Here is an 11,924-nt window from a genome sequence, read left to right as displayed (position 1 = left end):
CTGGATAGGGTGGGCCTGACACTGTTTTCTTGCCGGTACGACGATCAGGAGCGGCCTTATGAGCGCTGTGACCCCCGCTGGAGGCGACACCGCGGCGGGCCGTTCCTGGCCCGAGGTACTGAACGCGCTGCTGTACGGCGAGGACCAGAGCGCGGACGCGACGGCCTGGGCGATGGACCAGATCATGCGCGGCCAGGCGACCGACGCCCAGATCGCCGGTTTCGTCGTCGCCCTGCGGGCCAAGGGCGAGACGGTCGACGAGATCAACGGCCTGGTCCGCACGATGTACGCGCACGCCAACGTCATCGAGGTACCGGGCCGCACGGTCGACATCGTCGGCACCGGCGGCGACGGCGCCAAGACGGTGAACATCTCCACGATGTCGGCGCTGGTGGTGGCCGGCACCGGGGCGAAGGTCGTCAAGCACGGCAACCGGGCGGCGTCCTCCGCGTCCGGTGCCTCGGACGTGCTGGAGAAGCTCGGCGTCAACCTCGACCTGACCCCGCGGCGGGTCGCCGAGGTCGCCGAGGAGGCCGGCATCACCTTCTGCTTCGCCGTCAAGTTCCACCCGGCGCTGCGCCATGCGGGCGCGGCCCGCGGCCAGCTGGGCATCCGCACGGTGTTCAACATCCTCGGCCCGCTGACCAACCCCGCGCAGGTGCGGGCCCAGGCGGTCGGCGTCGCGGATCCGCGCATGGCACCGGTCGTGGCGGGCGTCTTCGCCGAGCGCGGCAACTCCTCGCTGGTCTTCCGCGGCGACGACGGCCTCGACGAGCTGACGACCACCGCCACGTCCCACGTCTGGATCGTCCGCGACGGCAAGGTCACCGAGGAGACCTTCGACCCGAGGGACGTCGGCATCGAGCTGGTCCCGGTGGAGGCGCTGCGCGGCGGCGACCCGTCGTACAACGCGGAGGTCGCCCGCCGCCTCCTGGACGGCGAGACGGGCCCGGTCCGCGACGCGGTCCTGTTGAACTCGGCGGCGGCACTGGTGGCCCTGGACCCGGGCACCGGAACGCTGGCCGAGCAGATCCGCGCCGGCATGGACAAGGCAGCGGAGTCCATCGACTCGGGCGCGGCCAAGCGGGCGCTGGAGCGCTGGGCGGCGGCGACGAACAGGTAGGGGCCGCGGTCGGCGGGCCGAGGCGCGGTACGGCACCGCCGGACTACGCCGTCGTGGCTGACCGCCGTTGCGGCGGGGATGAGTTCCCCCTCTCCCCGCCGCGCCGGAGCGCAACCACAGACAGCCTTCCCGGCGTTGGCGAGCCGGCGTCGGTCCCTGGCGGTGTTCCGTCATCCGGACAGGAGTTGCGCGTCGGCGATCACTTCACTTACTTTTCTTGCCAGGTCATGAGTGACAGTCATGAGGCCCCGGCCGACTGTCCGGCAACCCTCCGTCCGTGGCGGGGTGCCCCGGGTGAAGACCAGGCCGTAGGCAGCGAGGTCTACGGCAAGCGCGGACCCCTCACGCTCTTTTGAATGAGCACAGCCCAGGGGTCCTGGTCGTCGAGGGAGCCTTCTGTGAGCAAGCGAATGCGATAGGGCGTCGAGCCCCGCCTCCGCGTACCCCTTTCACCTTTTCCCGTGCCGTCGACGCGTCGTCCGGCCGGCGATTTCGCTCGCCTCTCACAGGAGTTCGCCATGTCTGTCGCCACCGCTGCCACCGCCCAGTCCCTTTGTGCCCCGCTGCCCGTTCTGGGCGGGGATGTCACCGTCCCGCTCGTCACCGGCGGCGAGGTCACCTACGCGGCCCTCGACTACGCGGCCAGCGCCCCCGCCCTCCAGCGGGTCTGGGACGACGTGGCGGCGTACGCCCCCTACTACGGCAGCGTCCACCGCGGCGCCGGCTACCTCTCCCAGCTCTCCACGGACCTCTTCGAGAACGCCCGCCGGACCGTCGCCGAGTTCCTCGACTGCCGCCCCGACGACCAGCTGGTCTTCACCCGCTCCACCACCGACTCCCTCAACCTGCTCGCCGCCGCCGTCCCCGCCGACTGCCAGGTCTTCGTCTTCGAGACCGAGCATCACGCGAGCCTGCTCCCCTGGAAGGACGCCCGGGTCACCTACCTCGACGCGCCCCGCACCCCGCGGCAGGCCGTCGAGACCCTGGAGCGCGCCCTCGCCGACCGCACTGTGTCCAGTGAGGGAGGGCACGGCCCGGCCCTGGTCTGCGTCACCGGCGCGTCCAACGTCACCGGCGAGCTGTGGCCCGTACGGGAGCTGGCGGCCGCCGCGCACGCGCACGGCGCCCGGATCGTCCTGGACGCCGCCCAGCTGGCCCCGCACCACCCCGTGTCCGTCCGGGACCTGGACGTCGACTGGGTCGCCTTCTCCGGCCACAAGCTGTACGCCCCCTTCGGCTCCGGCGTGCTGGCCGGCCGCGCCGACTGGCTGCAGGCCGCCGAGCCCTACCTCGCGGGCGGCGGCGCCAGCCGCAAGGTCACCCGGCGGGAGGACGGGGGAGTGGCCGTGGAGTGGCACGAGAGCGCCGCGCGGCACGAGGCGGGCTCGCCCAACGTCATCGGCGCCTACTCCATCGCCTCCGCCTGCAAGGCACTCACCGAGGCCGGCTTCGACACGCTGGTCGCCCGCGAGCAGCACCTGATCGAGAAGGTGCGGGCGGGGCTCGCCGAGGTTCCCGAGGTCCGGGTCCTCTCCCTCTTCGGCGACGACGCCCCGCGCGTCGGAGTGATCAGCTTCGTGGTGGACGGCTGGAACAGCTCCCACTTCGCCGCCGCCCTCTCCGCCGAGTACGGCATCGGGGTCCGCGACGGCCTCTTCTGCGCCCACCCGCTGGTCAGGACCCTGCTGGGCTCCGACCCGCAGACCCAGGGCGAGTGCGGGGCGCCGGAGGCGGCACCCGGCGAGAAGTCCCTCAACGCCATCCGGGTGAGCTTCGGGGCGGGCACGCCGGACGAGCACGTGGAGCGCTTCGTCGACGCGGTGCGGGAACTGGTGACCGACGGGGCGAAGTGGTCGTACCGCACGGAGGACGGCCGCTGTGTCCCGGCGGTGAGCTGACCCACCCGCGGGGGTGTCGGTAGGACCACCCCCCGATCCGGTGTCCAGGCCCAGCGACGAGGAGCGTCGTGAACGCCAGGATTCATGTAGTCGGCAACGGGCCGACGAGGAATCCGACACCTGGAACCGGGGGCACACCCATGAACGAAACCGTCGCGAGGCGCCTGACGGGCCTCGCCTCCATCACCGCGGCGGCCGCCTTCATCGTCGAGGTACCGCTGTACTTCGTCTACTCCGGTCCGCCGCCGGACTCGAACGTCCTGACCAGGCTGCTGGTCGGGATCTTCGGGCTGGCGTTCGTGGTCGTGTTCGTGACGGCCTTCCGCGAACTGGTCAAGCGGGCCGACCCGGCCAGTGAATGGATCGGCTCGATGGCCTTCGCGACCGGACTGGTGTACGCGACGATCACTCTGGTCTCCAGCGGACTGGAAGGCGGCGCGGTCATCGCCGCGGACCACCCGATCGACCCGACCATCGCGGTCAGCGGCACCTACGTCCTGTACGGGTCGATCAGCCGCCTGATGCTCGCCCTCTGCCTGACCGCGGTGGGTTACGGGATCTCCCGCACCGGCCTGCTGCCACGCTGGACCGGTCGTTCCGCCCACGTCCTGGCAGCGGTCAACCTGGCCTTCGTGCCGTCCGTGTTCTTCGGCAACGACCCCGCGCACTTCTACGCGGCGAACGGCTGGGGCACCACCGCCCTGATGGGGGCGATGCTCAGCTACTGGCTGCTCGCCGTGGGTGTCTCGGCCTACCGCAGTGCCGGGCGACGTGCGCCCGTCGGCTCACCGGCCCTGCGGCACTGACGCCCGCCCGGCCTGGACCGCCGGTTCAGCTGTCCAGGCCGATGGCGAAGGCCGCCTCCAGGTCGTGCTGGGAGTACGTGCGGAACGCGACGTGCGTGTCCGTGGCCTCCACGCCGGGGATCTTGCTGATGGAGCCGGGGATGACCTCGGCGAGGTCCTCGTGCTGCTTCACCCGGACCATGGCGATCAGGTCGTAGGTACCGGTGACCGAGAAGACCTCGCTGACGCTGTCCAGCGCGGCGATCCGTTCCGCGATCTCGGGGATCCGGTCCACGCTGGTCTTGATGAGGACGATCGCGGTGATCACGGCTGGTTCTCTCCCTCGGGTGCCGGAGCTGGGGCGGCCTTCACTTTAGTCCCACGGCCGTACCGCACCCACGCGTAGCCGAGGCCGAGCCCGAAGCCGACCAGGTGGGCCAGGTAGGCCACGCCGGGGCCGGAGGGGGCCTGGTCCAGGGCGAGCCACTGCAGGGCCGCCCAGAAGGGCAGCACCACCCAGGCCGGGAACCGGAGCGGCAGGAAGAAGAGGAACGGCAGAAGACTGGTCACGCGGGCGCTGGGGAACAGGTACAGGAACGCTCCGAGGACCGCCGAGATCGCCCCGGACGCCCCCACCAGCGACTGCTGGGACGTGGCGTTGGCGGCCGCGTAGCCGAGCAGCGCGAGATAGCCGCAGCCGATGTAGAAGAGGGTGAACTCCACGCGCCCCATCCGCTCCTCGGTCATCGCCCCGAAGACGAAGAGGAAGAGCATGTTGCCGAGCAGGTGCACCCAGCTGCCGTGGATGAACAGCGCCGTGGCCGGGGTGAGCGCCTCCCGCGCCGGACCGTCGAACACGTCGGCGGGAACCACCCCCCAGCGCCGGAAGTACGCGCGCTGGGCGGCCGCCAGGGCGTCCCCGGTGCCGTAGGACGGGGTGAAGCCGGACGCCGGGCCGAGCACGAAGATCAGGCAGCACACGGCGATCAGGGTGTACGTCATGGGTGCCGACGTGTTCCGCAGGCTCCGCAAGGTCCGGACGGCCGTCGTGTTCCAGTTGCCGATCATGGACATAGAGCATGGCGTAACGGGATGCACCGGTGCAGATCGCCTCGCCGCCGCGGACAGGGCGGCGTCGAGTACTCGCCAGGCCGTAGGGTAACGAGCCACACGCGTCGGGACGGCGCGTCACGGACACTAGAAGGAAGCGAACAGCCACGATGACGGTTCCCCTGCCGACTGCCACGACGCGGTGGCGCTGCACCCTCTGCGGCAACCTCACGCGCTTCGACGTGACCCGCTCGTCGAAGGTCGTGGAGTACGTGCACCTCGACCTGGCCGGTGAGCCCAAGGTCGAGGAGCGCGAGGTGGTCAGTGAGACCATCGAGTCGGTGCGCTGTCGCTGGTGCAACGCGGTGGACCAGGTGGAACTCGTGGACAGGCCGGGTGCCGACTCCTGAGACCGGGAGGCGGCCCCGCACAGGTGATGGGGTGTGACGGATGGTGGAGACCACAGGCGGGGGGCCGGGCGACGGCACCGCTGAGGTGCTTGACCGTCCGCTGCCCGACGGCGTGCGACGGCGTGTCGTGCAGATCGTGTCGGACGGCTTCGGCGGGCTGACCGTCGCCGAACTGCCCGCCCAGCTGCGGCAGTACGCCCGTTTCGCCCCGAATCGACGGGCCAAGTTCGCCGGGAACGCCATGGCGACGGCGCTGGAGACGGACACCCTCTTCCGGCAGCGGATCGGGGAGAAGCTCAGAGAGGCCCAGCCGGAACTCGCCGGCGCCCTCGACTCCGGCTCCCCGCCCCCGGCCGCGGACCCGCTGGACGTGGCGGCCGCGGCCTACGTACTGCGCCCCACGGGCTGGGTGAAGCTGGTGGCGGCGGCCGGCGAGGAGGCCCAGCGGGCCGACGCCGAGCGCGCCGACGAGGAGAGCCGGGCCGAGCTGGAGCGGCTGCGCGAGGAGCTGGACCGGGCCCGGGAGCAGACCCGTGCCGAGGCGGAGCGGCTGCGCGCCGAGCTGTACTCGGCGAAGAGGGAAGCGGAATCGCTTCACCGCAAGCTGCGCGCGGCCCTCAGTGACGTCAAGCGCGGTGAGGCCGCGCTGCGCAAGATGCAGGGCGAGATGGAGTCGGTGCGCACCGAGGGGCAGGCCCAGGTGTCCGCCGCCGAGAGCGAGGGGCGGCGGCTCAAGGCCCGGCTCGGCGAGGTCGAGGCCGCCCTGGAGGCCAGCCGCCGGGCCGCCCGCGAGGGGCGCAGCGTCGAGGACATGAGAGTACGGCTGCTGCTCGACACCGTCCTGGACGCGGCCCAGGGCCTGCGCCGCGAACTGGCGCTGCCGCCGGTGTCGGTGCGGCCCGCCGAGACCGTGGACGCGGTCGAACCGGGACGAATGACCCCGAAGGACATCGCGGCCCGGGCGCTCTCCGAGAACGACCCGGCCATTCTCGATCAGCTACTCGCCCTGCCTCAGGCGCACTTGGTGGTCGACGGCTACAACGTGACCAAGACCGGCTATCCGCAGATGCCGCTGGAGAAGCAGCGGTTGCGGCTGCTCGGCCAGCTCTCCCAGCTCGCCGCGCAGACCGGCGCCGAGGTCACCTGTGTCTTCGACGGCGCCGAACTGGCCGCGCCGGTGCTGCTCGCCCCGCCGCGCGGGGTCAGGGTCCTCTTCTCCAAGCCCGGTGTCACCGCGGACGAACTGATCCGCCAGCTGGTGCGCGCCGAGCCGCCGGGCCGGCCGGTGATCGTCGCCTCGACCGACCGCGAGGTCGCCGACGGGGTCGCCAAGGCGGGGGCCCGTCCGGTGGCTTCTGCGATGCTTCTGAAGCGACTGTCCTGAAGGTTCAACGGACATATGCAATGCCCGAATTGACCGAACCGTCACGCAACGTAGCGTCAATCGAGCATTACGGCACGTGAGTTATGTGCAAAGAGTGCGTTGCGTGACCAGTTTTTTCGCTGTTGGGTTTGAACTGATCACAGGAAGGTCACTAGGGTCGGGCCTCGAACCTCCACACGGGTGATCACTCAAACGAAGGAGCCCGTCTCCGTGGCGTCCCATCGTCGACCCAAGCAGCCGAGTCGCGCGCGCGTGACCGTGCTGACCACCGCAGCCGCCGCTGCCGTCGTCCTCAGCGCCAACGCCGCCAACGCGGCACCGAGCGAGAAGCTGACCAAGGACGAGGTCAAGGCGAAGGTCGACAAGCTCTACGAGGAGGCCGAGCAGGCCACCGAGAAGCTGGACGGAGCCAAGGAGAAGCAGCAGAAGCTGCAGAAGGAAATCTCCACGATCCAGGACAATGTGGCCCGTGGTCAGGAGGACCTCAACAAGCTGCGCGACAGCCTCGGTTCCCTGGCCACCGCGCAGTACCGCTCCGGCGGCATAGACCCGTCGGTCCAGCTCTTCCTCTCGTCCGACCCGGACGACTACCTCGACAAGGCGTCCACGCTCGACCAGTTGAGCGGCCAGCAGGTCGAGGCCCTGAAGAAGATTCAGGACAAACAGCGCGAACTCGCCCAGGAGCGGGCAGAGGCGACGGACAAGCTCAAGGACCTCTCCGCCACCCGCACCGAGCTGGCCAAGCAGAAGAGCGCCGTCCAGTCCAAGCTCGCCGACGCGCAGAAGCTCCTCAACACCCTGACGGCCAAGGAGAAGGCCGCCCTGGACGCCGAACAGGCCCAGGCCGCCAGCCGCGCCTCCTCCCGCGTGGACCTCGGCAACACCGGCTCCGCCTCCGGCCGGGCCGCCTCCGCCTTCGCCGCCGCCCAGTCCGTGATCGGCTCGCCGTACGTCTACGGCGCCTCCGGCCCGTCCTCCTTCGACTGCTCGGGCCTGACCTCCTGGGCCTACGCCCAGGCCGGCGTCACCATCCCCCGCACCTCCGAGGCCCAGGCCAACGCGGGCACCCGCATCTACAGCCAGAGCGACCTCAAGGTCGGCGACCTGGTGATCTTCTACGGCGACTACCACCACGTCGGCCTCTACGCGGGCAACGGCCAGGTGCTGCACGCCCCGCACACCGGTGCCGTGGTGCGCTACGAGTCGATCGGCAACATGACGTTCGAGTTCGGCGTCCGGATCTGACCCCGACGGGTTACGGCGACACCCGTACGGCCCAAGATCAACCCGCGGTGGCGCCCGAACGGGCGAATCGCGACAACCGAAGATGACTCCACGCCCCGCCGGTGACCTGCGTCAGCGGCGGGGCGTCACGTTGTGCGGCCGTGAGAGGTCTTTGGCCGTCGGCCGGTCGTATGGCTAGCATCGCCGCGTCCGGCGACAGAGTTGTCGGACCTACCGCCGGACGGGCGGGAAGTCACGCCTGCGGAGGCCGCGTAGGACCAGCCCACACGGGTTGGCGGTGGCCTGTGAAACAGGAACCCGTGGTGGCGCCGCCTTGCGGTGCGGACCGGAATTCCCCGTCTTCGGGCGGGGGAGGGCGTCAGTGTCTGGCGCGTTTCCCCCTGTACCCGGGGGAGACCGTCGGCGTCCGACAAACGCAAGGAGTGCGGTTTCCCGTGGGGTTTCATCGCCGTCTCGCACCGTCCGGGTTCAACCGGGGCGCCGGTGCCGCCCTCTGCGCGCTGTCGGCCGCGGCAGCCGCGCTCGGCGCCGTACCCGCGAGCGCGGCCCCGAACGGGGGCACCCGCGCCGAGGTGGACCGGCTGTACCGGCAGGCAGAAGAAGCGACCGAGGCCTACAACAAGGCCGACGAGCGGGCCGGCGCGCTGCGCCACGAGGTGAACGACTCGCAGGACCGCATCGCCCGCCAGCAGCAGCGCATCAACGCCATGCGGGAGGCGCTCGGTTCGCTCGCCGGCGCCCAGTACCGCTCCGGCGGCATCGACCCCACCGTCGCCCTGCTGTTCTCCGACGACCCCGAGGAGTACCTCGACCGGGCCTCCCTCCTCGACCGCATCGACCTCCGCCAGGCCGGGCAGCTCAGGGAACTCCAGGCGGCGATGCGCGAACTCGCCCAGGAGCGCAGCGAGGCCGCCGGGAAACTCACCCAGCTGGAGCACAGCCGCAAGGCGGTCGCCTCCCACAAGGCCACCGTGGAGCAGAAGCTCGCCAAGGCCCGGCGGCTGCTCAACGCGCTGCCCGCCGCCGACCGCGCCGCCTTCGAGCACGCCTCCCGCGGCGACGGCCGCGCCGACCTGCCGGACCTCTCCGGTGTCACCGCCCCCGACGTCCGCGCCGCCGCCGCGGTGGCCGCCGCCCGGGCCGCCCTCGGCAAGCCGTACGTGTGGGGTGCCAGCGGCCCCTCCGGCTTCGACTGCTCGGGCCTCATGCAGTGGTCGTACGCGCAGGCCGGGATCCATCTGCCGCGCACCTCGCAGGAGCAGCGCCACGCCGGCCACCAGGTCCCGCTCTCCCAGGCGCAACCCGGTGACCTGGTCGTCTACCGCTCCGACGCCAGCCATGTGGGGATGTACGTCGGCAACGGACAGGTCATCCACGCCCCCTACCCGGGCGCCCCGGTCCGCTACGACCCGGTCGGGATGATGCCCATCTCCTCCGTCACCCGGCCCTGACTTCCGGGCCCCGACCCGTACGATCGGAAAGTGGCTGGTGGCAGGCGAGCGTGGCGCTCAGGAGCGGCGGGGCTGTGTCTGCTGCTCCTGCCGCTGACGGGATGCGGCGGCGGGCAGGCAGCGACCGGGTCGGCGATGGCCGAGGTGCAGCAGGTCCTGGACCGGCGCGCGGCCGCCGTCCTCGGCCACGACGAGCGGGCCTACGCCGAGACCGGCACCCGGGCCTCGTACGCGGACCTGCGGGCCGTACCGCTCGCGGACTGGAGTTACCGGCTGACCGCCCTTCACCCCGATGGCGCCGAGGCCACCGCCGACGCCCAGCTCCGCTACCGCATCCAGGGCTACGACAAGGCGCCGGTCACCACCGACCGCACCCTGACCCTCAGCCGCACCGCCGACGGCCACTGGTACGTCGCCGCCGACCAGCCGGCCGGAAAGTCGGGGCAGCAGCTCTGGGACCAGGGCACGGTGACGGCCGTCAAGGGCGCGCACAGCCTGGTTCTCGGTGTCGGCCAGTCCAGGGACACCCTGCGGGACTACGCCGGTCTCGCCGACACCGCCGTCCCCGAGGTCTCCAAGGCCTGGGGCACGGACTGGACCCAGCGGGTGGTCCTGGTCGTACCCCAGTCGCTGAACGGCATGGCGGGCCTGCTGGGCGCCCCCGCCTCCAACTACCGGGGCATCGCCGCCGTCACCACCGGCGAGGCGGGAGGCTCCGGCCAGGCCCCGGCGGACCGGGTCATCCTCAACCCGGAGGCGTACGCCGTCCTCGGCCCGGTCGGCAAGCAGGTGGTCCTCACCCACGAGACGACCCATGTCGCCACCCGCGCCCACACCTCGGCCGCCACCCCCCTCTGGCTCTCCGAGGGGTACGCCGACTGGATCGGCTATCTCGACAGCGGCCGCACACCCACCGAGGCCGCACCGGAACTGGCCCGCGCCGTCGAGGCCGGGGACGTCCCGGAGAACCTCCCGGCGGACCAGGACTTCGGCTTCACCGACGACCCCACCAAACTGGCCGAGGCCTACGAGGGCGGCTGGCTGGCCTGCCGGATGATCGCCGCCAGCTGGGGCGAGGAGAAGCTCGGCGCCTTCTACCGGGCCGTCGGCGCCCACCAGGGCCGCACGGGCGCCGTCGAGGACGCGCTGCGGAAGGAACTCGGCACCACGCTGCCGGACTTCACCGCGCGCTGGCGGGACTACCTGACGGCTCGGCTCGGCGACTGAGCCGGCCCGCGCTCAGGAGGGGACCGAGGTCTCCTGCGCGTGGGCGGCCTGAGCGGGCAGCGGAGCCGCCGACGCCTCGGTCACCGTGGAGCGCCACAGCTGCCGGGCCGCCGAGACCGTCGCCGCGACCAGCAGGCCGTTGCGCAGGAGCAGCAGGGTGATGCCGTACCAGTCGCTGACGACCACGTGCGAGAAGCCGACCGGGAACTCCAGGACCGTCACGAAGGCGGCCAGGAGGAGCAGGACCGCCGGCAGGGTCATCCGGCTGGCCCGGAAGCAGAGGCAGACGGCGGCCAGGCCCACCAGCCACACCATGTACTGCGGGCTGATCACCCGGCTGGTGACCGTGAACATCAGAACGGCGGTGAAGGCGGCGTCCGCGAGCGTGTGGGACCGGAAGCGGGCCGCGCACAGCCGCCACAGCAGCAGCCAGCCGAAGGCGCACGCGGTCAGCACCAGGGCCGCCGCGCTCACCGTCCTCACCTGCGGGCCGAGGAACTCGATCGAGCCGTAGTTGAGCAGCACCTCGCCCTGCCAACCGTAGTGCCGGGCGATGTGCAGGACGAGCGCGCCCAGCGACTCCACCTCGGTGCCCCGGTCCCGCTGGAAGGTCAGGAAGGCGAACGCTCCGGGCATGGCCACCGCGAACAGCGCGCCGACGACGCCGGCCGTGACCGCCGCCGACGTCCAGGCCCGCCGCTTCACCGCACCCACCAGCAGGAGCGCCGGCCACACCTTGACCATCACGCCGAAGCCGGCCAGCGCGCCCATCAGCCGGGGGTGCCGGGCCCCGGCGAGCAGCGCGGCGACCGCGACCGCGGTGACCATCAGGTCGTAGCGGGAGTAGACGGTCGGGCCGAGGAGCGGCACGCCGAGCACCCAGATCCAGGCGCCGCGCAGGGTGCGGCCGGGGCGCCGGCCCGTGTAGAGGAGGAGGGAGAGCACCACCAGGTCGGCCAGGAAGGCCAGCACGAAGAAGGCGGTCGGGTAGGACAGGAAGGGCAGCATCCCGGGGGCGAGGATCGCCAGGGCGGCCGCGGGCGGGTACTGCCAGGTGACGTCGTCCAGAGGGAACGTTCCGTGCCGGAGGACCTCGTACCACCCCTGGTAGATCACCGACACGTCGGTCGTGACGTCCGCGCCCGGGAACACGAACACCTTCAGCACGAACAGCAGCAGCACCAGCCGGGTGGCACCCCAGACGACCAGCAGCAACGCCAGGGCACGCCTCTCGCCCGTCCTGTCCACCTGAGCCCCTGTCCGTCGCCCTGCCTGGGAGTGCGCCACATGATCTCCCGACGCCCTGTGCGACGGCCATGAAGCACGGCCGAACACACTGTGCGGGTAAGGT

At 71.5% G+C, this 11,924-nt stretch carries 11 protein-coding genes and 1 riboswitch; of the genes, 8 read left to right on the top strand and 3 right to left on the bottom strand.

The features are described 5' to 3' along the window. Positions 1-58: 58 nt before the first annotated feature. The 3 genes from trpD to AB0D59_RS21840 all read left to right on the top strand — a co-directional run bounded on the left by trpD (position 59) and on the right by AB0D59_RS21840 (position 3,827). Entirely contained in the window at positions 59-1,123 is a 1,065-nt protein-coding gene (trpD, locus tag AB0D59_RS21850) for an anthranilate phosphoribosyltransferase (protein ID WP_362567668.1), read from the top strand. Between the two features lie 223 nt (positions 1,124-1,346). Then, positions 1,347-1,463: riboswitch (SAM riboswitch) on the top strand. A 178-nt stretch (positions 1,464-1,641) separates the two neighbouring features. Further along, the gene (locus AB0D59_RS21845) at positions 1,642-3,021 is read left to right on the top strand and encodes an aminotransferase class V-fold PLP-dependent enzyme (protein ID WP_362567665.1); all 1,380 of its coding nucleotides are present in this window, start codon (positions 1,642-1,644) and stop codon (positions 3,019-3,021) included. A gap of 140 nt (positions 3,022-3,161) precedes the next feature. Beyond that, the gene (locus AB0D59_RS21840) at positions 3,162-3,827 is read left to right on the top strand and encodes a hypothetical protein (protein ID WP_362567662.1); all 666 of its coding nucleotides are present in this window, start codon (positions 3,162-3,164) and stop codon (positions 3,825-3,827) included. A 25-nt stretch (positions 3,828-3,852) separates the two neighbouring features. Here the strand turns inward: AB0D59_RS21840 and AB0D59_RS21835 are convergent, their stop codons facing one another. Further along, positions 3,853-4,134: an Lrp/AsnC ligand binding domain-containing protein gene (locus AB0D59_RS21835; RefSeq protein WP_089101146.1), complete on the bottom strand. Its 282-nt coding sequence runs from the start codon at positions 4,132-4,134 to the stop codon at positions 3,853-3,855. After that, entirely contained in the window at positions 4,131-4,874 is a 744-nt protein-coding gene (locus tag AB0D59_RS21830; protein WP_362567883.1) for a rhomboid family intramembrane serine protease, read from the bottom strand. Before AB0D59_RS21830 ends, AB0D59_RS21835 begins: the two co-directional genes overlap by 4 nt. A gap of 152 nt (positions 4,875-5,026) precedes the next feature. Here AB0D59_RS21830 and AB0D59_RS21825 point away from each other — a divergent pair, with 152 nt between their 5' ends. From AB0D59_RS21825 to AB0D59_RS21805, 5 genes are all read left to right on the top strand, one after another. Then, the gene (locus tag AB0D59_RS21825) at positions 5,027-5,266 is read left to right on the top strand and encodes a hypothetical protein (protein WP_009309707.1); all 240 of its coding nucleotides are present in this window, start codon (positions 5,027-5,029) and stop codon (positions 5,264-5,266) included. A 40-nt stretch (positions 5,267-5,306) separates the two neighbouring features. Further along, the gene (locus tag AB0D59_RS21820; protein WP_362567658.1) at positions 5,307-6,650 is read left to right on the top strand and encodes an NYN domain-containing protein; all 1,344 of its coding nucleotides are present in this window, start codon (positions 5,307-5,309) and stop codon (positions 6,648-6,650) included. 210 nt (positions 6,651-6,860) lie between these two features. Further along, complete coding sequence (locus tag AB0D59_RS21815; RefSeq protein ID WP_362567655.1) at positions 6,861-7,895, top strand: NlpC/P60 family protein; 1,035 nt, start codon at positions 6,861-6,863, stop codon at positions 7,893-7,895. 434 nt (positions 7,896-8,329) lie between these two features. Continuing rightward, positions 8,330-9,346 carry an NlpC/P60 family protein gene (locus AB0D59_RS21810; RefSeq protein WP_362567653.1) on the top strand — a complete coding sequence of 339 codons (1,017 nt, stop codon included), beginning with the start codon at positions 8,330-8,332 and terminating at the stop codon, positions 9,344-9,346. Positions 9,347-9,376: 30 nt separating this feature from the next. Beyond that, entirely contained in the window at positions 9,377-10,573 is a 1,197-nt protein-coding gene (locus AB0D59_RS21805) for a hypothetical protein (protein WP_362567650.1), read from the top strand. A gap of 12 nt (positions 10,574-10,585) precedes the next feature. Here the strand turns inward: AB0D59_RS21805 and AB0D59_RS21800 are convergent, their stop codons facing one another. Then, a complete protein-coding gene (locus AB0D59_RS21800; RefSeq protein WP_362567647.1) occupies positions 10,586-11,821 on the bottom strand; it encodes a glycosyltransferase family 87 protein in 1,236 nt (411 codons plus the stop codon). Positions 11,822-11,924 lie beyond the last annotated feature (103 nt).

The sequence above is a fragment of the Streptomyces sp. NPDC048417 genome (assembly GCF_040651615.1).
In the GTDB taxonomy this organism is placed as follows: domain Bacteria; phylum Actinomycetota; class Actinomycetes; order Streptomycetales; family Streptomycetaceae; genus Streptomyces.
This window is presented reverse-complemented; position numbering and strand designations above follow the sequence as displayed.